This is a genomic window from Spirosoma aerolatum (assembly GCF_002056795.1).
GTDB lineage: Bacteria > Bacteroidota > Bacteroidia > Cytophagales > Spirosomataceae > Spirosoma > Spirosoma aerolatum.
This window is the reverse complement of record NZ_CP020104.1, coordinates 1,923,504-1,949,590: the sequence shown is the minus strand read 5'-3', so window position 1 is coordinate 1,949,590 and position 26,087 is coordinate 1,923,504. Positions and strand designations below refer to the sequence as shown.

19 protein-coding genes are annotated in these 26,087 nt (G+C 48.8%); 14 read left to right on the top strand and 5 right to left on the bottom strand.

The genetic code is table 11. The features are described 5' to 3' along the window. The first annotated feature begins 197 nt into the window (after positions 1-197). The 5 genes from fucP to lysS all read left to right on the top strand — a co-directional run bounded on the left by fucP (position 198) and on the right by lysS (position 6,000). Entirely contained in the window at positions 198-1,451 is a 1,254-nt protein-coding gene (gene fucP, locus B5M13_RS07805) for an L-fucose:H+ symporter permease (protein ID WP_080055142.1), read from the top strand. A 50-nt stretch (positions 1,452-1,501) separates the two neighbouring features. Continuing rightward, entirely contained in the window at positions 1,502-1,885 is a 384-nt protein-coding gene (locus B5M13_RS07800; protein WP_170061097.1) for a sugar 3,4-ketoisomerase, read from the top strand. Positions 1,886-2,056: 171 nt separating this feature from the next. Continuing rightward, positions 2,057-2,848 carry an SDR family oxidoreductase gene (locus B5M13_RS07795; protein ID WP_080055140.1) on the top strand — a complete coding sequence of 264 codons (792 nt, stop codon included), beginning with the start codon at positions 2,057-2,059 and terminating at the stop codon, positions 2,846-2,848. Positions 2,849-2,972: 124 nt separating this feature from the next. Beyond that, entirely contained in the window at positions 2,973-3,992 is a 1,020-nt protein-coding gene (locus B5M13_RS07790; protein WP_080055139.1) for a zinc-binding alcohol dehydrogenase family protein, read from the top strand. Positions 3,993-4,245: 253 nt separating this feature from the next. Continuing rightward, on the top strand, positions 4,246-6,000 hold the full coding sequence (gene lysS, locus B5M13_RS07785; RefSeq protein WP_080055138.1) for a lysine--tRNA ligase: 1,755 nt from the start codon (positions 4,246-4,248) through the stop codon (positions 5,998-6,000). Between the two features lie 61 nt (positions 6,001-6,061). On the opposite strand, the gene B5M13_RS07780 is transcribed toward lysS, so the two are convergent. After that, the gene (locus B5M13_RS07780) at positions 6,062-6,262 is read right to left on the bottom strand and encodes a cold-shock protein (protein WP_020600148.1); all 201 of its coding nucleotides are present in this window, start codon (positions 6,260-6,262) and stop codon (positions 6,062-6,064) included. Positions 6,263-6,601: 339 nt separating this feature from the next. Between B5M13_RS07780 and B5M13_RS07775 the strand changes: the two genes are divergently transcribed. Further along, positions 6,602-6,823 carry a PspC domain-containing protein gene (locus B5M13_RS07775; protein ID WP_080059839.1) on the top strand — a complete coding sequence of 74 codons (222 nt, stop codon included), beginning with the start codon at positions 6,602-6,604 and terminating at the stop codon, positions 6,821-6,823. Positions 6,824-6,903: 80 nt separating this feature from the next. Here B5M13_RS07775 and B5M13_RS07770 read toward each other — a convergent pair whose 3' ends face one another. The 3 genes from B5M13_RS07770 to B5M13_RS07760 form a co-directional block, all read right to left on the bottom strand. Further along, positions 6,904-7,932 carry a glycosyltransferase family 2 protein gene (locus B5M13_RS07770; RefSeq protein ID WP_155297209.1) on the bottom strand — a complete coding sequence of 343 codons (1,029 nt, stop codon included), beginning with the start codon at positions 7,930-7,932 and terminating at the stop codon, positions 6,904-6,906. Positions 7,933-8,030: 98 nt separating this feature from the next. Further along, entirely contained in the window at positions 8,031-8,360 is a 330-nt protein-coding gene (locus B5M13_RS07765) for a YbaB/EbfC family nucleoid-associated protein (RefSeq protein WP_080055136.1), read from the bottom strand. 337 nt (positions 8,361-8,697) lie between these two features. Continuing rightward, a complete protein-coding gene (locus B5M13_RS07760; RefSeq protein WP_245859843.1) occupies positions 8,698-10,704 on the bottom strand; it encodes a T9SS type B sorting domain-containing protein in 2,007 nt (668 codons plus the stop codon). A gap of 204 nt (positions 10,705-10,908) precedes the next feature. Here B5M13_RS07760 and B5M13_RS07755 point away from each other — a divergent pair, with 204 nt between their 5' ends. Both B5M13_RS07755 and trxA read left to right on the top strand, forming a co-directional pair. Next, positions 10,909-12,216: a bifunctional 3,4-dihydroxy-2-butanone-4-phosphate synthase/GTP cyclohydrolase II gene (locus B5M13_RS07755; protein ID WP_080055134.1), complete on the top strand. Its 1,308-nt coding sequence runs from the start codon at positions 10,909-10,911 to the stop codon at positions 12,214-12,216. Between the two features lie 103 nt (positions 12,217-12,319). Beyond that, a complete protein-coding gene (gene trxA, locus B5M13_RS07750) occupies positions 12,320-12,625 on the top strand; it encodes a thioredoxin (protein ID WP_080055133.1) in 306 nt (101 codons plus the stop codon). A gap of 92 nt (positions 12,626-12,717) precedes the next feature. Here trxA and B5M13_RS07745 read toward each other — a convergent pair whose 3' ends face one another. Next, entirely contained in the window at positions 12,718-13,005 is a 288-nt protein-coding gene (locus B5M13_RS07745; RefSeq protein WP_080055132.1) for a hypothetical protein, read from the bottom strand. A 449-nt stretch (positions 13,006-13,454) separates the two neighbouring features. Between B5M13_RS07745 and B5M13_RS07740 the strand changes: the two genes are divergently transcribed. From B5M13_RS07740 to B5M13_RS07715, 6 genes are all read left to right on the top strand, one after another. Continuing rightward, positions 13,455-16,739: a SusC/RagA family TonB-linked outer membrane protein gene (locus B5M13_RS07740; protein WP_080055131.1), complete on the top strand. Its 3,285-nt coding sequence runs from the start codon at positions 13,455-13,457 to the stop codon at positions 16,737-16,739. Positions 16,740-16,866: 127 nt separating this feature from the next. Beyond that, positions 16,867-18,603 (top strand): RagB/SusD family nutrient uptake outer membrane protein, encoded by a 1,737-nt coding sequence (locus B5M13_RS07735; protein ID WP_080055130.1) that lies wholly within the window; start codon positions 16,867-16,869, stop codon positions 18,601-18,603. Between the two features lie 276 nt (positions 18,604-18,879). Then, positions 18,880-19,428, top strand: a complete 549-nt coding sequence (locus B5M13_RS07730) for an RNA polymerase sigma-70 factor (RefSeq protein WP_080055129.1) — start codon at positions 18,880-18,882, stop codon at positions 19,426-19,428. A gap of 21 nt (positions 19,429-19,449) precedes the next feature. Next, entirely contained in the window at positions 19,450-20,469 is a 1,020-nt protein-coding gene (locus B5M13_RS07725) for a FecR family protein (RefSeq protein WP_080055128.1), read from the top strand. A 158-nt stretch (positions 20,470-20,627) separates the two neighbouring features. After that, positions 20,628-24,227 (top strand): TonB-dependent receptor, encoded by a 3,600-nt coding sequence (locus B5M13_RS07720; protein WP_245859837.1) that lies wholly within the window; start codon positions 20,628-20,630, stop codon positions 24,225-24,227. 18 nt (positions 24,228-24,245) lie between these two features. Continuing rightward, positions 24,246-26,033 (top strand): RagB/SusD family nutrient uptake outer membrane protein, encoded by a 1,788-nt coding sequence (locus B5M13_RS07715; RefSeq protein ID WP_080055126.1) that lies wholly within the window; start codon positions 24,246-24,248, stop codon positions 26,031-26,033. Positions 26,034-26,087 lie beyond the last annotated feature (54 nt).

Here is a 26,087-nt window from a genome sequence, read left to right as displayed (position 1 = left end):
AAATAACAATCAAAGGCTAAGTAGTTATGCTTATCCCTTGATCTTTTCAGAAGAAGCCCCGGCCAAAAAGGGAGATTGGTGATCTATGCTAAAATAGCTGACTATCCAGATAAATTTCTACAAAATATGGGCGAATAAATAGAGTTCCTTTGCAACGTAACCTTAACTGGATTTACAACTAAACCACAAGAAGTACAGTGTCTAAACCTACGAATCGTTTTGCCGTCGTCTTAATTACAGCACTCTTTTTTCTATGGGGATTCGCCTTGAATATGAATCCTATATTGATTCCACACCTGAAAAAAGCGTGCCAGTTAAGTGATGTTCAATCAGCGTTTATCGACTCGGCTTCGTATATCGCCTATTTTCTAATGGCTATACCTGCCGGGCTCTTCATGAAACGCTATGGCTACAAAGCAGGCATTACCCTGGGTCTGCTCCTATTTGCCGGTGGTGCCTTTTTATTCTATCCGGCTGCCGATTCGCTCCAGTTTAGCTTATTCCTAATTGCCTTATTTGTAATTGCCAGCGGTTTAACCCTACTCGAAACGGCGGCTAACCCCTATATCACCGTACTCGGCGACCCTGAAACGGGTACGCAACGACTCAATTTTGCCCAATCGTTCAATGGCTTAGCTGCTTTTCTGGCTCCACTGGCAGGTGGCCAGTTTATTCTGTCCGGCAAGAATCTGTCGGTTGCCGACAAACAGGCCATGTCGGCCGATCAACTTCAGGCTTATCTGAAAGAAGAAGCTTCGTCGGTCCAGGTTCCATTTTTGCTCATTGGTGGCTTTGTTCTCCTGGTTGCTCTCTTAATAAGCCGCACACCGCTACCGATTATCAGTGATGAAGACGATTCGCCGTCGGCCAGCCAGGAATCGATTCTGACCGAAAAGAATTTGATTACAGGCGTAATTGCTCAATTTTTTTACGTAGGCGCTCAGGTTTGTGTAAGTAGCTTTTTTATTCGCTTTGTTAGCCAGGCTGCCAATATTACCGAAAAGCCGGCCGCCAAACTGCTATCTATAGCGTTGCTGGCTTTTATGGTTGGTCGTTTCTTTGGCACCTTTCTGATGCGCTTTATAGCTCCTCCCCGTTTACTGGCCTTGTACAGCCTGCTCAATATTGGTCTATTAGCCATTGCGGTAACCGGGCATGGCCAGGTGCCGGTTTATGCCCTGATCGGCGTTGAGTTTTTTATGTCGATCATGTTCCCAACCATTTTCGCCCTGAGTATCCGGGGGTTAGGATCGAAAACAAAGCTGGGGTCTTCGCTTGTTATTATGGCGATAGCGGGTGGAGCGTTCTTCCCGGTTATTATGGGTCGGGTTTCAGACCTGACCACTATGCAAACGGCCTACCTGGTACCGGCCTGTTGTTTCTTACCGATTCTCTATTTCGCGGTAAAAAACTTCACAGTGAAGAATGTGACGTTAACAGCTTCGCACTAACACTAAGGCATCACAAAAGGAGTACAGAAATCACCGTCAAACGTATGGCAATGCTCACGATTAATAAACTTGACTTAACGAATAAGGATACGCTTTCCTTACTCAAACAGGCCCCGTTCCCGGTAAAACGTCTTTACTGGATCTATGGCGTTCCAACAGATGCCATTCGGGGTACTCACGCACATCGCGCTTGTCAGGAATATTTAATTGTTCTACAGGGAGAACTTACCATCGACTTAAGAAATAGGGAAGGCGAAGCTGCCCAGCTTCGGCTGACCGAAACCGGGCAGGCCGTATACATTCCTCCAATGCTATGGAAAGAGATTCGATTCACTACCGATACCATATTGCTGGTAGCCGCGTCGGAGTTGTATGATCCGAGCGATTATATCTACGAAGACGAATTCAATCAGTTGTGTTTTCAACTGGCTTAAGATGCACACGGAGTTATTTTATAGGTTGGTTTTCTGGAAAAGTCCCACCGAGTTGTGTGAGGACTTTCTTTTTGGAAATCATTTTCGATTCTGATGCTTCAGCTAGCCTGAAACACGAAACCTAAAAACACAGCCTTAACTTTACCGGCATTTCTTACCGAATAAAACAACATGGATTTACAACTGCAAAACAAGGTTATCATCGTTACAGGTGGCGCTAAAGGTATTGGCGAAGGCATAGTTAAAGTGCTGGCAGGCGAAGGAGCCATTCCGGTAATTATTGGCCGTAATGAAGCCGATAACCTAAAGGTGGTAGCAGAACTGGAAGCTGCCGGGCAACAGGCTTTTCAGGTCGCGGCCGAACTCACGAAACCCGAGGAATCGGAAAAAGCAGTAAATGCTGTCCTGCAACAGTTCGGACGCATCGACGGTGTGGTCAACAATGCTGGCGTCAACGATGGTGTTGGTCTTGAACATGGCAATTACGAAGCATTTATGGCTTCACTGCACAAAAATCTGGTACATTATTACCTGATTGTCCACTACGCCCTACCCGCCTTAAAAGAATCCAAAGGAGCGATTGTCAACATTAGTTCTAAAACCGCCGAAACAGGTCAGGGAGGAACGTCCGCTTACGCAGCGGCAAACGGTGGCCGCAATGCGCTGACTCGTGAGTGGGCCGTTGAACTGCTCAAATATGGCATTCGGGTCAATGCCATCATCGTAGCCGAATGCTGGACACCCCTATACGAACGCTGGATTCAGACGCTACCGAATCCCGAAGACAAACTAGCCTCTATTGTGGCAAATATCCCGCTTGAAAATCGGATGACCACAGCCGAAGAGATTGCCAATACAACAGTATTCCTGTTGTCGCCCCGCTCAAGTCACACTACGGGTCAACTGCTCTATGTCGATGGGGGTTATGTTCACCTCGACCGGGCTTTAGCCAACGCAAACTAACTCGGACAGAATGTCCGCATAGTTAAAACTGCGACAACGGTAGGCCACAGCTCTGTCTGTAATCGTATGGACCATGCGGACATCTTGCCCGCATTACGTTGCAGCAGTAACAATTCCCTATTTTATGCAAACATTAGTCTGTACAACGCCGGGCCAGTTAGACTACCAGTCAGGCGAAAAACCAAGTTTACAACCCGATCATAGTATTCTGCGCATTCGTCGGATCGGAATCTGTGGCACCGATTTACACGCTTTTGAAGGCACTCAGCCCTTTTTTAACTACCCCCGAATTTTGGGTCATGAACTGGCGGGTGAGCTAGTCGAAGCCGACAATGCACCGGGTTTTGAACCTGGCGAAGCCGTTACGTTCATACCTTATTTCAACTGTGGCCACTGCATTGCCTGCCGATCAGGGAAACCCAACTGCTGTGTCAATTTGCAGGTGTGCGGTGTTCATGCAGACGGCGGTATGGTCGAATACTTATCAGTGCCCTCTCATTCACTGGTGCATGGCAATGGGCTGAGTTTCGATGAACTGGCGCTGGTTGAACCCTTAGCGATTGGTGCTCACGGTGTTCGTAGGGCAGGTGTACAGCCAGGCGAATGGGTACTGGTAGTTGGCGCTGGCCCCATCGGGTTGGGCGTAATGGAATTTGCCCGCATTGCCGGTGGAAACGTCATTGCACTCGATATCAACGAATCGCGGCTGGCCTTTTGCCAGGACCGATTGAAAGTAGCTCATACAGTTCTGGCTACTTCGCCCGATGTGTATGAGCAGCTCTCGTTAATCACCAACGGTGAGCTGCCTACTGTAGTCATCGACGCAACAGGCAGCTTACGAGCAATTAACAATGCCTTTCGGTACATGGCCCATGGTGCCCGGTATATATTGATTGGTTTACAGAAAGGTGAAATCAGCTTTAGCCACCCCGAATTTCATAAGCGGGAAGGCACGTTGATGAGCAGCCGAAACGCGACCCGTGCCGATTTTGAACACGTAATTTCGTCAATGAAAGCCGGACTGGTTGACCCTACCACGTACATTACGCATCGGGTTGCGTTTGGACAGGTACGCGACGAATTTGCCAGTTGGCTGAATCCCGCTAATGGGGTCATTAAGGCGATGGTGTCCCTGGAGGGCTAAACACTGCTCCTAAAAATAACATGGCCGCAAACGATCTGTCTACTCGTTTGCGGCCATGTTATTTTTGACTTCATCCCGCATACTTACAATCCCTCATAATCTCTATTTTTCGCTCGAAAGAGGGTCTTGCCAGCCACTTGTATGAACAAAACTCAGCCCCTTCAAACGCTAACTCTGCAAACGCCAATCCTTTTCACTATTTTTGCGGGCTAAAATCCTGGTTAACCAACCGGTTGACTGACCATTGACAATCATGCTCCTGAGTGAACAAGAAATAAATCGCCGACAAAAACGCGAAGAATTAATGCGGATGGGGATCGACCCCTACCCTGCCGAACTGTTTGACGTAACGGCTACTATTGCCGGTATCCGGGAGGCTTTTCCGACCATTGAACCCGAACAGGATCTGTCGGGCGACAGTCATTGGGGAAATATCCAACTAGCTGGGCGCCTGATGGGTTTCCGCATTATGGGGAATGCCTCCTTTGCCGAAATGCAGGATTCGACCGGGCGAATGCAGCTCTATTTCCGACGCGATGACCTGTGCCCTGGTGACGATAAAACCCTGTACAACACCGTCTTTAAAAAATTGCTCGACATTGGCGACATTATTGGTGTGCGAGGGAATGTATTCTCGACCAAAACCGGAGAGTTGTCTGTTTACGTTCGGGAATTTACGCTGCTCAATAAATCACTACGCCCTTTACCGGTCGTAAAAGAGGTGGTCAACGATCAGGGTGAGAAAGAAGTGTACGACGCCTTTACCGATCCAGAGCAACGGTATCGCCAGCGCTATGTCGACCTGATTGTAAATCCGCAGGTGCGTGATGTTTTCATAAAACGAACCAAACTGGTCAATTCGATTCGCCAGTACCTGAGCAACAAAGGCTATCTGGAAGTCGAAACCCCTATTCTGCAACCTATTCATGGGGGCGCTACGGCACGGCCTTTCCGTACGCATCATAACTCACTCGACATGACGCTTTATATGCGGATTGCCAATGAGTTATACCTCAAACGGCTGATCGTTGGTGGCTATGATGGCGTATTCGAGTTTGCCAAAGACTTCCGTAACGAGGGGATGGACCGTACGCACAATCCGGAGTTTACGCAGGTTGAATTTTACGTGGCTTATAAAGACTACCTCTGGATGATGGATACCATTGAGGAAATGGTCGAAAAAGTGGCGCTGGATGTTGCCGGTACGACGAAGGTGACGGTTGGTACGAATGTGATCGATTTCAAACGCCCCTGGAAGCGCATGACCATGTTCGAGGCCATTCAGGAATATACGGGTGTTGATGTGTCGGCTATGGAAGAAGATGAGTTGCGTCAGGTAGCACAAAGCCGGGGCATCGAAGTAGACAATACCATGGGCAAGTCTAAACTGATCGACGAGTTGTTTGGCGAGGCCTGTGAGCCTAACCTAATTCAGCCCACATTCATTACCGACTACCCGGTCGAGATGTCACCACTGACAAAAAAACACCGAAGCAAACCGGGTCTTGTCGAACGGTTTGAAGCGATCTGTAACGGAAAAGAAATTGCGAATGCCTATTCAGAGCTGAATGACCCAATTGACCAGCGTGAACGATTTGAGGATCAGCTACGTCTGGCCGAACGGGGCGACGAAGAAGCGATGGCGCTGGACGAAGACTTTTTAAGAGCGCTGGAATACGGTATGCCCCCTACGGCTGGTGTGGGACTAGGTATTGATCGGCTAACCATGATAATGACCAACCAGCCTTCTATTCAGGACGTTCTGTTTTTCCCACAGATGCGGCCTGAAAAGAAAGTCGAACAATCGGGCGAAGGAGATTTTGTTGCTGCCGGTGTACCTGCCGAATGGGTGGCTGCTTTGCAAAAGCTGGGCATCCTGACTGTTGAACAGCTACGTGCTGCAAACCCAAATAAGCTTTTTAATGATCTTGGTGGAGTTCGTAAAAAACTAAAAATGGATGTAGCAATGCCTCGTATTGAGGAGGTTCGTGGCTGGATAGCAGAGTAATTCATAAACCAGAGTATGAAAGAGATAAAACCTTTCATACTCTGGTCCTCACAGACTTACCCTAGTCGGCTATTTTCTGCACCTTTACGGCGTTTAGTCCTTTTTTGCCGTCAATCACTTCAAACTGTACCCGGTCCTTCTCACGAATGGTAATTCCGTTTAAACCGGTAATGTGAACGAAAATGTCTCTGTTGGTACCGTCTTCAACGATAAATCCGTAGCCTTTACTCTCGTTAAAGAATTTTACTTCACCTGTTTGCATAAAACTTAAACAATTAAACAATTAAACATTTAAAGGGTCAGTTATTAACAAAGATTCAGGAAACAGATACCAGACCATCCCGTTACCAGGGTACTTAGTTGATAATCAACGAACTTTGTTAAAAAAATAGCTAAAAACGACACTTATGCACCGTCATAGCCGTTACAACACAAAGAAAACAAAAATGTTCCGACTTCAATGAGTTTACCAACACTTTTTAGCTAATTTCACTAAGTTTATATTGCTTTTTTATCCAAAGAGCAAACATTCTATCAAAAACCCAGTTTGTTCTTCGTCATATCATTGCCCAGATCTTTTAGGCACTTCATATATAAGAAAATGGACAAGATACGTTATTTCATTGAAAATCAAGCGTTTGGCGTATGCGCCCTCCTAGGTGAGAAAATGAATATCTCAGCTAGTAGTATCCGCTTATATTTTATTTATACGTCGTGTTTGACCTTAGGATCGCCAGTTGTGCTTTACTTGATACTCGCTTTCTGGATGGAAATGAACAAGCATCTTCGTCGGCATGCTCATCCAACTATCTGGGAACTGTAAATAATGTATGATATAGGATGTATGCTCTATGAACAAAAACAGGCACTTTACATCCTACACCCTACATCTTATATTATACATTATTCATATATCTCCTGAAACGTCTTTCTACCTTTAGCGAAGTATTGCCACACAATACTAGTGGGGTATACCTGAACTTCTTTTAGCTGTTGCCGCTTCAATTCGTTTCGTTGGCGGTGTAAGGTTGGTAGCTTACCATAAAAAGCGAAGTGCGCCCGCAAAATTGCCCATACATCAGGCCATTGCCCCTCTTTCATGAACAGTAACGACGATACGCCGTCCAGTATCAACCGTAGCAGGATTTTAGGCCATAACCAACCATCTGAGGGCCAGTTTTTATAGAGCATGAACAGGCTGTTCCGGTAATTAAGAAAGGTTTTGTGGGGATTCGATTTATGAAGTGTCCCACCACCTACATGGTATACAGTCGATTGGCCACAGGTCCAAACCGCATAGCCAAGCCGCTGAACACGCCAGCACCAGTCAATCTCTTCCATATGGGCAAAAAAAGCCGCATCGAATCCACCGGTTTGATGAAATACGGATGATCGGACAAACAGACAGGCACCTGTTGCCCAGAATACGGGGCTATTATCATCATATTGGCCCCGATCGGCCTCGAAGGTTGCAAAAACGCGACCCCGACAGAATACATAACCCAACCAATCGATAAAGCCCCCGGCAGCACCCGCGTGTTCAAACAAGTCGGGCTGGCTATACGACCGGATTTTGGGTTGGCAGGCTGCCAGCTTTGGATTCGCATCAAATAAGGATACCACAGGCGACAGCCAGTTGGGGGTCACATCGATATCTGAATTGAGCAGTACATAATAAGTAGCTCCTCCATAGCCGGATCGAATCTGGTCGAGAGCCCGGTTATACCCTCCGGCATAGCCTTCATTTTTAGGCAGTTCGATTACCCGAACGGTAGGGAAAGCAGTTCGCAGAAAAGAGACCGATCCATCCGTAGATGCACTATCTGCCACATAAACCGGATGTCCGTCGGCATGAGCCAATACGTTAGGCAGAAACTTCGCTAAAAACGGCTGACCGTTGTAATTCAGAATAACAATGGCAAGACTATCCAAATCCATTCAACGTTTGCGTCCGCAGTTTGACGTTTGTCATAGTTAACAAGGACCTATACCAACAGCAACCTACGAACGACAAACTTACAAACTCTTCCTCACATAAGCCCGTCCAGATTCAGGCCGGGAATATTGGGCAGTAACCCTTCTGTAGCTTTCCGGAGGTGTTCACGGGACTTCGTCTCGACATTGGCCATCGCCTTGTTAGTAGCCGCTACGACCAGATCCTGTAGCATTTCGCGGTCGTCGGGCTTAATCAGATCAGGGTCAATTTCTATTTTAAGAACGTTTTTTAGGCCGTTCACTGTCACTTTTACCAATCCAGCCCCTGATTCACCGACTTCGGTAACTGCGCTAAGCGTTTCCTGGGCGTCTTTCATTCGGGACTGAACTTCTTTCATCTTCCCGAACATATCCATCATATTCATATCGTATCTAGTAAAGAATCCACCTTCTATTTGTAAATATCACACTTCTGGCAACATGCAAAACGTTTACTGGGTTCACCCGGCATTTTTATTCGGTTTGCTTCTTACATTTTGCAACAGGAGTAATCGGACCATTTTAAACAGATTACCTACGCGCTATCTGATTACTCTGATCAATCCGGATTTGTTTCAGTATAGTCAATTGCCGATCAGACGTAGAATGCTAATGACGTGTTGGTTAAGCCGGATAAGGCTGGAGAAGTATAGCTCTCAGGGAGCAATCGCGTAAGTACGTTCTATACAGGATAGGCTTTGTATCGTCTGGATGCCTTCTTTGTCAGCGTTTACTTCGAACAAGCAGTACGCCCCCCGTTCGGACAGTTTTCAGATTAGTCTGATCAATCACTTCAATACGGTACAAGTACTGGCCCTCCAGCGCTCGCTGCCCATTTATGGTACCATCCCAACCCTGCTGTTTATCCGTAGTTGTAAATACGACCTCGCCCCATCGATCGAAAATGGTCATGCGGAACTGGTCAAGGTAGATGCCTCTTGCCAGAAACACTTCGTTCATCCCGTCGCCATCCGGTGTAAACGCATCAGGAAGCCAGATCTTAACTTCACTTCGGAAGGTGTAGAAGTTCGAATAACTAACCGTTCCGTCCGATGAAGCTGTAATAACCCGGTATTTTTGCGTTTGCGATTCCAGATCGGCGTCTGTCAGATCGAGGTGGGTGTTTGAGCTTACGCGTATTTCTCGTTTTGTATTATTGACCGAATCAATCACTTCAACAATGTATTCAGCTATTGTTGAGGGCGTAAATGGCGACGTGGCCGACCAGTCGATCCCTTTAGGCGAGTTAGATGTCAGGAATACGGAACAAACCGGCTCCGAAGGTTTTGATGTCAGTCCGCAGGCACTTAGATAACTTACCTGATAGCAATATGAACCAGCTGACGGATCAGCGCTCGCATCCACAAAGGAATTCTTATTCACTATGGTACCAACCTGCTGATAGGTTCCCGAAGAACCACTAGCACGGCTCACGACCAGAGTAAAGCTGGAAGAAGAACTGGTGGCAGGTAAATTGGCCACAATCCGGGGCCTGTTATTTTCAATGGATACCACAACTCCCTCAATATCCCCTGGCGTGCCATCATTGATTCCGTTTACACAAACCTGTTGCGATGTAATCGTGGTTGGACCGACCGTAGCTTCAAGCGAGTAGCAGTACTGCGTACCGCAGGTGATGTCACTGGCATCGGCATAGGTAGTTGTCGTCCGACTCGGTACCTGGCCATTTACTGCACCATTGCGCCGAATCCGATAAAACCGAAATTGGGTGGCCGTACCGGCATAGGCCTGCCAACTTAAATCATTCTGTTTATTGGCCGCTTTTGCATCAAGCACCAGGCTACACACTTCGTCCGATTTTACAGGGGTACTGTTGCAGGCATCCTGAGTAACCACTTGAAAACACTGTACCTGTTTAGCGTCGGTCTGCACGGTAAATGTACCTCCGCCTGTACTGGTTTTACCAGTCGATACATAGGCCCCATTTACCTTTTGATAAAGCTGTACCGTGATCCCAGTACTAACCTGATAGTCAATATCTATTGAATTATCGCTGGTAGTTTTCAATGCCGAAATCGTAGGCTGTGTGGCCGCGCCAATCAGGCTAATTGTTGCCACAGATGTTGTCGACCTACAATCGGCCGGAGGGTTATAAACTCCCTGAAGCTGGATGGTAAGTACTTGATTGCTGGAGTTGCTGTAAGTATGCGCGGGTTGATTCGTCAGTTCAGCCCGGGTTTTCCGCTCAACGGTTCCATCCCCCCATCGGATCTCATAGCTGTCATACTGACCTAGTGTCGAGCCATCAGGCACAAGAATGGCCCTACGTCCAGAACAAATGTTGACTGTAAACCTTACCTGATCCACAGGCAATACGACTACTTCTTTGCAGAAGATAGTTCCCGTACCGGCACCATTACCGGCACCGCTCTGAATAATTGTAAATGAACCGGGAGTCGAATACGTATGCGCTTTGGTTGGTGCAAGGGTCACTTTATCGATCGTGCTCTTGCCATCGTATTCAAAATTATATTGAGCGCTTATTAAGTTGGCTGGCACGCCTACAATATTAACCGACGAACCAACGCATACTTTTGCTTTATCAACCGAAAAATCGCCCGGAAATCGTGGGTTAGCACAGGCATTCTGCCCCCGTACGAACTGAGGGCTACCCAGTAGCAGGTATACGCCTAAGGCCAGGCTCAACCAGCCAGTCAATCCCTTGGTTTTCACCCCAGACTCCATCAACCACAATCGTAAGACTCGCACAGAGGGTAACTTTTTTAGCATTCTTATATAATTATCGCATCTATGCTTTAAACGGAATAACAGACATTTTCGCATCCTGCGAAACGTATCTTTCTAAAATTCAGTTTTCCGATTAAACAGGAGCCTGTGTCTCCCATTGAACTAGTAGGCGACCGGCTAAGCACTACCAAAGATAGTTTTACTGATACGCATAGACCAAAAAAGATGAGCAATAATAGTACCAACTCTGACGCCACACAGCAAGAATCTGCCTCTGGCTACGAGTTATCCCCGTCCGACGCAACACCGATTCGACTCAATACTATCGAAGAGGCTGTTGCGGATATTAAGGCGGGTAAAATTGTGATTGTCGTTGACGATGAAGATCGCGAAAATGAAGGGGATATGATCTGTTCGGCCGAAATGGTTACGCCCGAGATGGTCAACTTTATGGTCCGCGAAGCCCGTGGACTGATGTGTGTTCCGCTTACTCAGGAACGCTGCAATGAACTGGGCCTGGATATGATGGTTACCAGCAATACGTCGGTTCATACCACGCCATTTACGGTTTCGGTCGACTTATTAGGTCATGGTTGTACAACCGGTATTTCGGCTTCCGACAGGGCTAAAACCATTCAGGCGTTGGTCGATCCAACCATTACACCCGACGATCTGGGGCGCCCTGGTCATATATTTCCGTTACGTGCGGCCGAAGGTGGTGTGATTCGACGATCGGGGCATACCGAAGCGGCTATCGATCTGGCGCGGCTGGCTGGTCTTTCGCCAGCCGGTGTACTGATCGAGGTTCTGAATGAAGACGGAACCATGGCCCGCTTACCGCAATTGCGCGTCATGGCCGACCGTTTCGACATGAAACTGATTAGTATTCAGGATCTGATTGAATACCGACTCCAGACTGAGACACTTATTCACCGGGAAATTGGCGTCGATCTGCCCACTGAATGGGGCCATTTTGATCTGATTGCCTATAAACAAAGTAACACTGGCGACACACACCTGGCGCTCATTAAAGGCAGCTGGGAGCCTAACGAACCTGTTCTGGTACGCGTGCATTCTTCCTGTGTGACCGGCGACATCTTCGGCTCCTGCCGCTGCGACTGCGGTGCTCAGCTTCACGAAGCTATGAAAATGGTGGAAGCCGAAGGGAAAGGCGTTGTGCTGTATATGTTTCAGGAAGGTCGGGGTATTGGCCTGCTGAACAAACTCAAGGCGTATAAACTTCAGGAAATGGGCCGCGATACCGTAGAAGCCAACCTGGAACTAGGACTTCCTATGGACGCCCGCGATTATGGAGTTGGCGCTCAGATTCTTCGTGACCTGGGTATCCGCAAACTGCGGCTAATTTCCAACAATCCGAAGAAACGGGCTGGTTTGATGGGGTATGGCCTTGAAATTGTCGACACTGTACCCATCGAAATTCCCTCCAACCCGCACAACAAACGATATCTCCAAACCAAACGGGATAAAATGGGCCATACCATTCTGAACGAACCGGTGAATGAGGAACAATAAGGCAAGTTTAGCGTTTTCGGTTTACGTTGGCAAGAAGCGGACTTTTACGGCCCGGCTCTGAAAATCGCAAACTGAATACCGAAAATCGTAAATCAACACCACTATGAATAAGCAATCGTTTAAAGACCTGATCAACGGCGATAAACCCGTGCTGGTCGATTTCTATGCCGACTGGTGTGGCCCCTGTAAACAACAGGCTCCTATCCTCAAGCAACTCACCGATCGGGCAGGCGATAAAGTCCGGGTTGTGAAGATTGATGTCGATAAAGCACAGGCAGCCGCCCAGCAATATCAGATTCGCAGTATTCCAACCATGATTTTATTTAAAGACGGGAAAATTGTCTGGCGGCAGTCGGGCGTTCAGCCTTTACATACGCTGGAAGGCCTGGTTAAGCAGTTTGCCAGCTAAGCCATAATGATCTATTTACAAAAGGCCCTGTTTGCAGTCATCTATCTGCAAACAGGGCCTTTTCTTATGAACTGACATCTGCTACAATATCCTTACTCAAAAGCAGCCGTTTCTAAACCAACTTCTTCTTTCATAGAAAGGTCAACTATATCCGAAAGACACCGTTGACAATACGTCGGCTCTACACCCAATCGTTTACCCATTTCCTGAGCGGCCTCTAAAGCCAGTTCGAAGCTGGCAAAACCTCCCCGCCAGCGCCCTGTCGAACAACTACACTTGTTAGGCTGCATGCCTTTACCCTGATTACAAAATCGACAAGCTGCTTTATGAATAGTAACCTTCGGATTTCGATAGTATGCATAAAAATAATAAGTATCCATATGGGACGTTGAGTTAGAATTTTTAATAGTTAAAATCTATTAAGTAATTTAATTAAATATGCCTGAGTAGTTTAACTGAGTATTATTACGTGCGTTAAAAAAAATATACTCAATTAAAATTTCTTAAGTCAATTTAATTAGTTATTCGGGGACTAATTTATAGAGAAATAAGGCAAAAAGTTTACCGTTAAAATCAAATTTAATTTCTATTTAATTTTCAAGAAAAAACTTAATTTTATTAACATAATTTATAGCGTAAATATTTGATTAACAATGTATTAATCCATATTTAATTTAATTTTTTCAATAAATTACACCTTTTTAATTCAATTTCTTAAATAGAATTATCACGATCCCCTTTTGAAATATAATTTAACCAACTTAATATTGGTCCGCTTACTTTAACAGTAAAGTGTTTACTCATTTTTTTTCAAACCAACCTAAATTTCATGAAAGCATCGTTCTACAGGTTTCTGCAGACCGCTTTTCTGGGTGCAGTCCTGCTGCTTTGGAGCCTCCATGCTTCAGCCCAAGACCGTCGGGTGACGGGAACAATCACGGGGTCGGATGGAGCCGTACCCGGAGCCAACATCGTCCTGAAAGGGACCCAGGTCGGAACCTCTTCCGACGCCAACGGTAACTTCTCGTTGAATGTCAGAGGGGCAGATCCCGTACTGGTAATCTCGGCCATCGGCTTCAAAACCCAGGAAGTCAATGTGGGCAATCAAAGCAGCCTGAGCGTCCGTCTCGAAGACGAAGCCACCGCGCTGAGCGAAGTCGTCGTTACCGGGTACTCCACCGAAAACCGTCGGGATGTGACCGGAGCCGTTTCCACCGTTAAACCCGCTCAGTTAAAGGTCGTTCCTTCCACCAACGTCGAACAGCAATTGCAGGGTCGGGTAGCCGGGGTCACCGTCATCACCAACGGACAGCCAGGTACTTCGTCCCAGGTTCGGGTTCGGGGCTTTGGTTCGTTCGGGGGTAACCAGCCACTTTATGTGGTCGATGGCGTACCCGTTCAAACAACATCCTTCCTGGCGCCTGATGATATCGAAACGACCACCGTCCTGAAAGATGCCGCTTCGGCTTCGATCTATGGAGCCCGGGCCGCTTCCGGGGTGATCGTTATCACCACCCGCAAAGGCCAGCGTCGGGCTCAAAAGCTGAGCGTAAGCTACGATGGTCTTTTTGGAGCTACCGATCCAGGCAAGAGCCTGCCGATCCTCAACCCCCAGGAGCAGGCTGACTGGACCTGGCAGGCTCGTAAGAATGACATTTATCAGGGCACCTACCCCACCAACGATTTCAAAGGCTTAGCCGGAGGTCAGTATGGGGAAGGGGCTACGCCGGTGTTACCGGATTATCTGCTGGTGGGTAGCCGTTCGGGCTTATCGGCTTCGCAGGTGGATCTGACCGCAGAAGCAGCCAAGTACAACGTCAACCCAGCCAACGGGGCGATCTATAACGTCATTCCAGCCAACAAAGCGGGTACCAACTGGTACAAAGAGATCACCCGGGTGGCTCCGCTGATGCGGCACAACATTGGTTTTTCGGGCGGTACCGAATCGAGCCGGTTCTATGTAGCGCTGGGTATGCAGCGGCAGGCGGGTATCGTTATTTATAACGATTACTCGCGCTACACGCTACGGGCCAACACTGAGTTCGACATCACCAAGAAACTCCGCTTTGGCGAAAACTTCCAATTAGCGTATATCCGCACCAAAGGCACTCTGGGTGGCGTTGGTAGTATTCTGGGTAACTCGACCAACAACAACTCGTCTTCATCATCCGACGAAAACGAGGTGTTAACGGCCTTCCGTACTCCTCCTATTATTCCGGTGTATAACTCCTTTGGAGGGTATGCCGGTACAGCTGCTCCGGGTTTCAACAACCCTCACAATGCAGTTGCCGATCGCCAACAACGGGCTAACGATAGTAACTTCAATATTTTCGGATTCGGTAATGCCTACCTGGAGTATGATGTGATTCCATCCCTGACCCTGCGCAGCAGCTTGGGGGGTGCCTATTACACCAATTATTATAATAGCTATGGTCGGGTGCAGTATGAGAACTCGGAAAACAACACCACCTATACCTACAGCGAAGGATCTGGCTACGGCTTAACCTGGACGTTTACCAACACCGCTCACTTCAAGCAGAAGTTTGGTATCCATGACATCGACGCCCTGGCCGGTATCGAAGCCCTCAATACAGGAGCCGGACGGAATATTTTTGGTTCTGGCCAAAACCCCTTCTCGACCGACCCCAACTACGTAACCATCAGCACCACCACACCAGGGGCTACCCGGCAGGTCGGTAGTGGTTACAGCCTGGGAAACAAGTTCTACTCGCTGTTTGGTCAGGTACGCTACACCTACAATGATAAATATATCATTACAGGCGTTGTTCGCCGGGATGGTTCATCGCAATTCGCGGCCTCAAATCGGTACGGGGTTTTCCCAGCCGTGTCGGCCGCCTGGCGTTTGTCATCCGAAGACTTCATGAAGAATCTGCCCTGGGTATCTGACCTGAAAATTCGCGGTGGATACGGTACCATGGGTAACTCCAACTTCCTAAGTGCCACCAACCAGTACAATTTATATGGTGGTGATGCTAGTCAGGGATATGATATCAATGGAACCAACAATACAATTGCTTCTGGTTTCTATCGTACTCAGATTGGAAATGCTTCGGCTAAGTGGGAAACTAACGTGACCAGCAACATCGGTATCGACGGAGCCTTCTTCAACAACAAACTCGAAGTCGTGCTCGACTTCTGGCGCCGGGATACCAAAGACCTGCTCTACCAACTGGCTCTGCCCGGTGTAGTAGGCGTTCGTTCAGGGGCCCCATTCAAAAACCTGGCCAGCATGCGTAACGAAGGGATCGACATCCTGGTCACCAACCGGGGCAACATCAACAGCGATCTGAGCTACGAAGTGACGGCCATTGCCGGTTTGCTCAACAACAAGATCATATCCATTGACCCGCTGGTGCCTTACTTCTACGGCGGGGGTACGCGTCTGAGTGGCAACGTAGTACGCAACGAGCCGGGTCATGATCTGTCGTCGTTCTACGGCTACAAAGTGATCGGTCTGTTCAACAGCAAGGAAGAAGTGGCCGCTGCTCCCACCCAGGAAGGCGCGGGTCCAGGTCGGTTCCGCTATGCCGACACCAACGGGGATGGCAAGATCACGGCTGATGACCGACAGTATCTGGGCAGCCCGATTCCGAAAATGACAGGTAGTATCACCCTGACGCTGAAGTACAAAGGCTTCGATCTGAACACTAACCTGTACACCTCGCTGGGCAACAAGATCTTCAATAACCAGCGTTGGTTCACCGATTTCTATCCCTCCTTCACGGGGGCGGCTGTTAGTGCTCGGGTAAAAGATTCATGGTTGCCAGATCATACGAACACAACGGTGCCCATTTTCGAGAGTGCGTCGAACTTCAGCACCAACACCCAGCCCAACTCCTACTACGTAGAGAACGGTTCGTATGCCCGGATGCAGTACCTGACCCTGGGGTATACGCTGCCCTCGACGATCCTCAACAAGATCAACATGAATCGGCTGCGTATATCGTTATCGGCTACCAACCTGTTCACCATCACCAAGTACTCAGGACTTGATCCAGGTGTAGGTGGCTCGGCGGATACCAACTTCGGTATCGATATTGGTAACTACCCCGTTCAGCGTGGCTACAACGTTGGCTTAAGCTTCGGGTTCTAAGCCTAGGCTAGATACAACCCAGCGACTCTTGTTCGTTAATAGACTAACTAAACATATTTACGAATACTAGTCGCTGGGGATTTGACAAGACACTTATTCCTTATCATTTCTAAGGCATATACGCATAATGAAAACACTGATTACCAAAGGCACACTGACCGCCACGCTGCTGATGGCCGTCTCTTTTGCCTGTACCGACAAATTCCTGGAAGTGCCCGCCACTGGACAGCTTTCTGGAACCCAGCTTTCTAGCAAAGCGGGTCTGGATGGTCTGCTGATGGGGGCCTACGCCCAGCTCAACGCCCGGGGCTTCTCCCAGTCAGCCAGCTCTTTCAACTGGGTGCGGGGTAGCATTTCCGGGGGTGAAGCCAACAAAGGCTCCAACTCCGGCGACTTTAACGCCCTGACTCCCTACCAGACCTACCAGCTCCTGCCCTCCAGTGGTGAAGTCAACGCCAAATGGAATGCCATGTATGAAGGGGTGGCTCGCTGTAACTCCGTCCTGCGCTCGCTCGCATCAGCCGGTTCCGATGTGACGGCTGCTGACAAAACTGAATTACAGGCTGAAGCCCGCTTTCTGCGAGGGCATTACTACTTCGAACTGAAACGGAACTTCAACATGGTGCCCTTCATCGACGAAACCGTCGATTACGGTGCCGGCATCGAGAAAGTAGCCAACAATGCCGACATCTGGCCCAAGATCGAAGCCGACTTCAAGTTCGCGCAGGATAACCTGCCCGCTACCCAGTCGTCCGTGGGTCGGGCCAACAAGTGGGCCGCGATGGCCTATCTGGCGAAGACCTACCTCTACGAGAAGAAGTACACGGAGGCCAAGGCCCTCTTCGATCAGGTCATCGCCAGTGGGGTTACCAGCAATGGCCTGAAGTATAAATTGCTGGATAACTATTCGGACAACTTCAATGCCGCTAAAGACAACGGTTCGGAGTCCGTGTTTGCCATCCAGGCCGCTGCCAACACGGGTAGCTCGGATAACGCTAACCCCGATCTGGTGCTGAACTTCCCTTACAACACGGGTTCGAATGGTCCGGCTGGTTGCTGCGGATTCTTTCCCCCCAGCTTCGATATGGCTAACTCGTTCCGGGTCGACGCCAAAGGCTTACCGCTGCTGGATGGTTCCTATAACACGGGCGCTAATCAGCTGAAAACCGACCAGGGGATTGCCTCTAGTGCGGCTTTCACCCCCGATGCGGGTCCGGTCGATCCTCGTCTGGATTGGTCAGTTGGCCGTCGGGGTATCCAATACCTGGACTGGCAGCCTCACCCTGGTCTGGACTGGATTCGTGACCAGAGCTTTGCGGGTCCTTACTCCCCCAAGAAGTTCGTCTTCTACAAAGCGCAGGACAAGACTCTGACCGATGGTAGCTCGTGGACGGATGGTTACTCGGCCATCAACTACAACATCATCCGGTTTGCCGATGTGCTGCTGATGGCGGCAGAATGTGAAGTCGAAGTAGGCAGTTTAGCAACCGCCACCAACTATGTCAACATGGTGCGCACGCGGGCAGCTAACCCTGCCGGTTTTGTGATGCAGGATGGCAAACCAGCGGCTAACTATGTGATCAGCAATTATCCAACGTTTGCCGATAAAGCGACGGCTCGTGCCGCTGTTCAGTTCGAGCGGAAGCTGGAGCTATCGGGAGAAGGTCACCGGTTCTATGATCTGGTTCGTTGGGGCACGGCGGCCACGGTACTGAACGCCTTCCTGGCTTATGAGAGCAAGCTGTTGCCGACGGCTTATTCGGGTGGCAAGTTCACGGCAGGACGTGATGAGTATCAGCCCATTCCGCAAACCCAGATCGACTATCAGGGTAAGGATGTGCTGGCACAAAATCCTGGTTATTAATATAATCCATCAGTATTCCCTCAAAAGCCCGGTCTACGTTGTAGACTGGGCTTTTTTCATTTCTCTGCAAACGCCAGCGCCAACGATCTACTAGTTATACGTTTTTAGGACAATTCCAGGTTATAGCATGTAGCCAACCTCCTCAAACTAAGTTGATCATTAACTAGAAAAGTAACTACAAATACGCATCATATTGTACTTATCTCATAATTTTAAAAATTATTTAGGGATTTCAGCTACTTAATTGACTATACATAAACAGCGAAACTCTAGTCAATGAATGCACAGGTAACCGACACTGAATTGACTTGTTTTCTCAAGGCGAGCGACAAAAAAGCCTTTGAGGAAATATATAATCGCTATTGGTATAAGTTATTCTGCGTGGCCTATCACGAAACAGGAAGCCGGGAAGATGCGGAAGAACTGGTGCATGATCTGTTCGAATCGCTTTGGAACAAACGTCAACAAGCGACTATTCATCACCTAAGTTCGTATCTGGTTGTGTCCATCAAGCACCTGTCAACAAATTACATCAAGTCGAAAATCACCCAACGGCGTTATCAGGAGTACCTCATTTTGCACGAATTGCATCAGGCTGAGTTGACCGATGAAACCGTACAGTTTTCCGATTTATCGAAAGCAGTAGAGGAAGTCATGAAAAAGCTACCGGAAAAAACCTGCGAGGTGTTTAAGTTGAGTCGTTTCGAGCATCAACCCGTGAAAAGCATTGCCCGGCAACTCAACCTGTCGGAAAAGGCGGTCGAATATCATATCACCAAGTCGCTCAAAGTCCTACAGGAGCAACTTCGGATTTATCAGAACTGATCCGCACAAACACACCATCCTATGAACCAATATGATTTCGATAAACTGATCGAGAAATACCTTGCCGGAGAAACCAACCCCGACGAGGAAAAGCTGATGCGTGAGTGGTCGGACCGAATGATTGAGCAAAGCCAGCTCACCATCAATCCTACCGAAAAACATACGCTTCAAACCCGCTTATGGAAACGCATTTACGCCAATACATTAGGTCAACAACCTTTTCTGATACGGTATGGTTGGTTCCGAATCAGCGCGGTTGCCGCTTCTATCCTACTTTTTATCCTTGCCGGGCTCTTCGTCAGCCGTCAGCTCAATACGCAGCAGGTAGCCCGGTCAATTACTCGCAAAAGCCCCGAATCAATAGGAAATATTACGATTAAGAACACATCGAATAAAGCTGAGAAGATCAGCCTGAAAGACGGCAGTTATGTATTGCTTAGCCCGCGAAGCCATCTGAGCTATCCTGAACAGTTCGGCACAAAAACGCGGGAAATATACCTCCAGGGCGAAGCTACCTTCGATGTTACCCGAGATACTTCCCGCCCCTTCATTGTCCATACAGGCAATCTGGTTACACAGGTACTGGGAACACGATTTACGGTAAAATCCTATGATCAAGACAAGTCGATTGAAGTACAGGTGAGTAAAGGCAAAGTATCTGTGTATGAAGACACCCGAAAATCGGATGGCAACCGCAACGGCGTTATTCTGATTCCGAACCAGAAAATAACCTTCGACAAAGTCTCACAGAAACTGACACCTGGACTAATCGAAACCCCACAAATGGTGCTACCTCCCAACAACAAAGCCCAGTTCGTATTTGATCGGGTTCCACTGGGGCAGGTACTCGCTACGCTCAGCAAAGCCTACGGTATTGAATTCATTGTCGAAAACCAGGCCTTGAACAAATGTGCGTTTAATGGCGACCTCAATGATTTACCTCTTTATCTACGGCTTGATCTGGTCTGTAAGTCACTTAATGCCAGCTACGAACGGCGCGGCACCACCCTTTTTATTAATGGCGAAGGCTGTCAAAACTAGAAAAACAAATTTAATAAACCATCCTATAGAGTTAATATACTGGTAATATAGACAACCCTACTTTTGCGGGATAAAACCATTCGTTGCGCTTTCGATTGCCCTCCAACGCTCAATTTACCCAATTACTCATCTCTCTTTTTCATGAACATCGTATTATTATGACGAGACAATTTTACCTAAAACAGGTTTTGTGGAACGCCATGAAGACAACGGTTGTGCAGCTACTGCTCTTCGCTCTCTGCTATGGTCTGTCGTTCGCCCGCGACACACACGCTCAGGAAATTCTGAATAAGGAAGTCACGCTGAAAATGGAATCGGTCGAGATCTGGAAAATCCTGAACAGACTTGAAAAACAGACGGATGTCAAGTTTGTGTACAGCACCAACAGCATCCGGGCCGACCAGAAAATGTCGGTCAATGTGGCCAATGGTAAACTTTCTAAAGTGCTGGACGAACTGCTCAGTCCGCTCCGCATTTCGTATGAAGTGGTAGGTACCCGCATCCTTCTTCGTAAAAAGACGATTGAAAGTACCTCATTCACACTTCCTTCCATCAACACGCTGTCGGTACCAGTTGTTGCCAGTGCTGACCTCACCATTACCGGAACCATCAGCGACGACAAAGGAGAAGTCCTACCGGGAGTAAGTGTTGTGGTTAAAGGCACGCAGCGTGGTACAACGACCGACGCCAAAGGGCAATACCGTATTTCGGTGCCCGATGGTAAGGCCACCCTTATCTACTCATTTGTCGGTTATCTGAGTCAGGAGGTTCTGGTAGGCAATCAGAGTGTAATCAGCCTGACGCTCAAAGCTGACTCCAAGTCATTGGAAGAGGTCATTGTGGTGGGTTATGGCACACAGAAGAAGGTAAACCTGACTGGTGCCGTCGACCAGGTGACCAGCGAAGTACTTGAAAACCGTTCACTGCCCAACTTATCGCAAGGCCTTCAGGGGACTATTCCAAACCTCAACTTAACGATGGGCGACGGAAAACCCATTCAGTCGCCTACCTTCAACATTCGGGGTACCACCTCGATCGGTCAGGGAGGGAGTGCACTGGTGCTGATTGATGGTGTAGAAGGTGATCCGAGCCGTCTGAATCCGAATGATGTAGCCAGCGTGTCGGTATTAAAAGATGCCGCTTCGGCTGCCATTTACGGAGCAAGGGGCGCGTTTGGTGTCGTACTGATCACAACGAAAAGCCCAACGAAAGACCGTACTAGCGTAACGTATTCGGTGAATCGCTCGATCAAAAGCCCGACCTCAGTTCCTAATTTTGTAACGAACGGCTACACATTCGCCAAGATGTTCAACGAAGGCTGGTCGGCCTGGAACGACTATGCACAAACTCCGCAGAATATCAACAAGACGGTCAAATTCTCGGCCGCTTACCTGGCCGAACTCGAACGTCGGAACAACGACCCCAGCCTCCCAAAGACCATAGTAGACCCCACTACCGGCGAATATGTGTATTACGAAAACACCGACTGGTATGGCGAACTTTACAAGAAAAGCCTCAGCGCTACGGAGCACAATCTATCGTTCTCGGGCAGCAGCGGTAAGGCTGATTTTTACGTAACCGGTCGCTATTATACCCAGGATGGTCTGTTCAAGTACAATTCGGACGATTACAAGATCATGAGCCTGCGGGCCAAAGGCTCCATCCAGCTCTACCCCTGGCTGAAAATCACGAATAATGCCGATTTTTCGTCGATGAAGTACCATAACCCATTGAACGTGGGCGAAGGGGGCGGTATCTGGCGGAACATTTCCGACGAAGGCCACAATAATGCCCCGATGTTTAACCCGGATGGCACATTGACCTACTCGGCTGCCTACACCGTTGGCGATTTCTGGTACGGCAAAAACGGCATCAATATGGACCGACGCGTATTTCGGAATACGGCCGATTTTGCTACGACGTTTTTCAATGACAAATTCCGCGTCAAAGGCAATTTCACGTTTCAGACTACCGACAATGATGAGTTTCGGACTCGGGTGCCAGTGCCCTACAGCCGCAAACCGGGCGTGATCGAATACGTAGGAACCAACTACAACGACCTGCAAAACCTGTACCGCCAGACGATCTACACGGCGACGAACTTATATGCGGAATACGAACCTCGCTTCAGCCCCAACCATTACCTGAAAGTGCTGGCGGGTTATAACTACGAGCACTCAAATTTCCGTCGGCTAGAGGTGGTTCGAAACGGGCTGATTTTTTCTGATGCGCAAGATATTAGCCTGGCGCTGGGTCAATCGATTACGACCAGTGGTGGTATGGAAACCTGGGCCATTCTGGGCGGCTTTTACCGATTAAATTATGCGTTCAAAGACCGGTATCTGCTCGAACTGAACGGCCGTTACGACGGTTCATCGAAGTTCCCATCCGATCAGCGGTATGCCTTCTTCCCCTCCGTATCGGCAGGTTGGCGCGTATCGAACGAATCCTTCTGGAAAGTATCACCCAAAGCCATTACCGACCTGAAAATCAGAGCGTCGTACGGTTCACTGGGCAACGGTAGCATTGCCTCCTATGCATTTCAGGAGCAGTTCAGCATCGCCCAGTCGGGCCGTATCCTGAATGGGGTAAAGCCGCAGAAAACCGGCCAGCCAACCGTTCTTCCCGATGGGCTGACCTGGGAAACCTCGACTACATCTGACCTCGGTATCGATCTGGCGATGCTGAACAATCGACTGACGTTTACTGGTGATGCTTACATCCGTAAAACAACGGGCATGTTTACCGTAGGGATGACCCTGCCAGCTGTATTCGGTACCGATGTGCCGAAAGGCAACTACGCCGACCTAACAACCAAAGGCTGGGAGGCCGTTCTGACCTGGCGGGATAAACTCTCTGTAGGAAGCAAGCCGTTCAACTACGAAGTGCGCCTAACCATGGCCGACTACTCAGCTACCATCGACAAGTTTAATAATCCTAACCGACGGCTTTCCGATTATTATGTAGGTCAGAAAGTTGGTGAAATCTGGGGGTATGAAACAGCTGGTTTCTTTACCTCTACCGATGATGTAGCTCAATCACCGAAACAAAACCTATACAAAGCCTCCAATACCGGCCAGTGGCTCCCAGGCGACATTAAGTTCCGGGACCTGAACGGCGATGGTGTGATCAGCTACGGCGACAATACAGTGGATAACCCAGGCGACCGACGCATTATTGGCAACTCAACTCCTCGCTACACGTATGGCATCATGCTGGGAGCCGACTGGAACAACTTCTTCTTTTCGTCGTTCTTCCAGGGTGTTGGTCATCAGGACTGGTGGCCAGGTGCTGAAGCCAGCATTTTCTGGGGTCAGTACAACCGCCCCTACAACAAATTACCGGAGTGGCAACTGGGGAAAATCTGGTCGCCAGAGAATCCAGACACCTACCTGCCCCGGTATCGTGGGTATGTATCGCAGAACAGCGCGGGCGAACTGTATCAGGCACAGACCAAATATTTACAGCGGGCGGCTTATCTGCGTATGAAAAATATCCAGATCGGCTATAACCTCCCCCGGACGCTGATTCGGAAGATCGGGATGAACAGCGGACGCGTGTTCCTGTCGGGCGAGAACCTGCTGACCTGGTCACCTCTGTACAAGCTCACGCGTGACATCGACATTGAAAATATTGGCCGGTCAGATGCTGTTTTAAATCCACCTACGAGTAGCGATCCTAACAGTAACAGCAGTGGTAACGGTAACAACTACCCGATTCTGAAAAGTTACACCCTGGGTATATCGGCCACTTTCTAACCTAAAAACGACATGACAATGATTACTCGATATAGCTGGCTTTTTCTGATAACTCTGTTTCTGGTTGGCTGCAATGAGCTGGAGCAGGTTCCCCAATCGACGGCCTCAAAAAGCGCTGTCTTCAGCAGCACCAGTGGTTTAGACTTATACGTAAACTCATTTTACGACGGCTCGACAACGGCTGTTTTTCCGGGTGCCAGCGACATCCACGAAGGTGATCAGATGGCCGATTATGCCGTCCGGACGCAGGTTCCTGATTTTTTACGCCCCGGTGCCTATGGTCCTCAGCAAAGTTCGGGCTGGGACTGGCGTCAGTTGCGCAACATCAATTACTTCATTGCGAACCTGAATAGTCCGTCCATTTCCGCTACCGATCAACGACATTACCTGGGTCTGGCCCGTTTTTTCAGAGCCTGGTTTTACTTTGAGAAAGTGAAGCGGTTTGGCGATGTACCCTGGATCAACAAGGCGATGGGCGTTAACGATCCTGATCTGTACGACACGCGTGACCCTCGGGCCATGGTTATGGACTCCGTACTGGCCGACCTGAACTATGCCTGTGAGAACATCAAAACCACCAATGATAACACCCGTAGTCTGGTCACAAAATACGTCGCTTATGGGTTCAAATCGCGTGTTTGTCTGTTCGAAGGAACCTTCCGGAAATACCGTACCAGCTACAACCTGGGGAGCACAGCCGATAAGTGGCTGAACGAGTCCGTCAGTGCGGCCGAGAAAGTGATGAAAGAAGGGGGTTTCAGCATCAGCGAAACGGGCGGTACTGATAAGTCGTACCGGCAGTTGTTTACCAGCACCACACCCGTCACCAGCGAAATCATGCTGGCTTACATCTGCGACGCTACGCTGAGCGTGTATAACGATGCCAACTGGTGGTGGACCAGCGCTACCTATGGGGCCCGGGTCAGTTTAAACCGTACGTTCGTCAATACCTATCTGAACATCGATGGTACGCCTTTCACGTCGAAGCCGGGCTATGAAACAATGACGTTCATGCAGGAAACCAAAAACCGGGATAAGCGCTTGCAACAGACTATTCGGACCCCAGGCTACACCCGCACCAACGGAGGTGCTGTAGAGCCTGGCCCCCCGGTTTTCTCCTACACCTACACTGGCTATATGCCAATCAAATGGTCGCTGGATGACGTGTATTATGATGGTGGATCACGGAATATCAACTCCATCAGTATGATGCGCTACGCCGAAATTCTGCTGAACTATGCCGAAGCCAAAACGGAATTGGGCACCCTCACCAACGATGACTGGGCCAAAACAGTAGGGGCCCTTCGGAAACGGGCTGGCATCACCGCTGGATTAACAACCAAACCTACAGTCGTTGACCCCTATCTGCAAGCCAATTATTTCCCTGGTATTTCAGACCCGGTTCTGCTCGAAGTACGTCGCGAACGGGGTATTGAACTGGCGCTGGAAGGGTTTCGGTTTGCCGATATTATTCGCTGGAACCGTGGTCAGCTAATGGAACAGCAATGGAATGGTTTCTACGTACCAGCGCTCGACACTCCGATGGACCTCAACGAAGATGGCAAGCCTGATGTGGTGTTCTACAAAGTGAAACCCGCCACACAAATTGCGGGGGTCACCTATGTCAACGTCGCCGAAACGGTAAACGGTGTGGCGAATCCACAACGGCTCAAAAACGACACCTATGGCGAGCTTACCTGGCTTACGAACATTACCCGTAAATGGGACGATAAATTTTATCTTTACCCTATTCCCTCGAACGACCTGCTGGTTAACCCCAAATTAGGTCAGAATCCGGGTTGGTAGTTTACTTCAGGCGTTTACCTCACGGCAGCGTCAGCCGACCGTTGCCGTGAGGTA

Bases quoted from the DNA above. Each gene is read 5' to 3' on its own strand.
- B5M13_RS07755 (WP_080055134.1), top strand. From the start codon at position 10,909: ATGAGCAATAATAGTACCAACTCTGACGCCACACAGCAAGAATCTGCC.
- trxA (WP_080055133.1), top strand. From the start codon at position 12,320: ATGAATAAGCAATCGTTTAAAGACCTGATCAACGGCGATAAACCCGTG.
- B5M13_RS07735 (WP_080055130.1), top strand. From the start codon at position 16,867: ATGAAAACACTGATTACCAAAGGCACACTGACCGCCACGCTGCTGATG.
- B5M13_RS07745 (WP_080055132.1), bottom strand. From the start codon at position 13,005: ATGGATACTTATTATTTTTATGCATACTATCGAAATCCGAAGGTTACT.
- B5M13_RS07800 (WP_170061097.1), top strand. From the start codon at position 1,502: ATGCTCACGATTAATAAACTTGACTTAACGAATAAGGATACGCTTTCC.
- lysS (WP_080055138.1), top strand. From the start codon at position 4,246: ATGCTCCTGAGTGAACAAGAAATAAATCGCCGACAAAAACGCGAAGAA.
- B5M13_RS07725 (WP_080055128.1), top strand. From the start codon at position 19,450: ATGAACCAATATGATTTCGATAAACTGATCGAGAAATACCTTGCCGGA.
- B5M13_RS07720 (WP_245859837.1), top strand. From the start codon at position 20,628: ATGACGAGACAATTTTACCTAAAACAGGTTTTGTGGAACGCCATGAAG.
- B5M13_RS07740 (WP_080055131.1), top strand. From the start codon at position 13,455: ATGAAAGCATCGTTCTACAGGTTTCTGCAGACCGCTTTTCTGGGTGCA.
- B5M13_RS07730 (WP_080055129.1), top strand. From the start codon at position 18,880: ATGAATGCACAGGTAACCGACACTGAATTGACTTGTTTTCTCAAGGCG.
- B5M13_RS07775 (WP_080059839.1), top strand. From the start codon at position 6,602: ATGGACAAGATACGTTATTTCATTGAAAATCAAGCGTTTGGCGTATGC.
- B5M13_RS07795 (WP_080055140.1), top strand. From the start codon at position 2,057: ATGGATTTACAACTGCAAAACAAGGTTATCATCGTTACAGGTGGCGCT.
- B5M13_RS07715 (WP_080055126.1), top strand. From the start codon at position 24,246: ATGATTACTCGATATAGCTGGCTTTTTCTGATAACTCTGTTTCTGGTT.
- B5M13_RS07780 (WP_020600148.1), bottom strand. From the start codon at position 6,262: ATGCAAACAGGTGAAGTAAAATTCTTTAACGAGAGTAAAGGCTACGGA.
- B5M13_RS07765 (WP_080055136.1), bottom strand. From the start codon at position 8,360: ATGAATATGATGGATATGTTCGGGAAGATGAAAGAAGTTCAGTCCCGA.
- B5M13_RS07790 (WP_080055139.1), top strand. From the start codon at position 2,973: ATGCAAACATTAGTCTGTACAACGCCGGGCCAGTTAGACTACCAGTCA.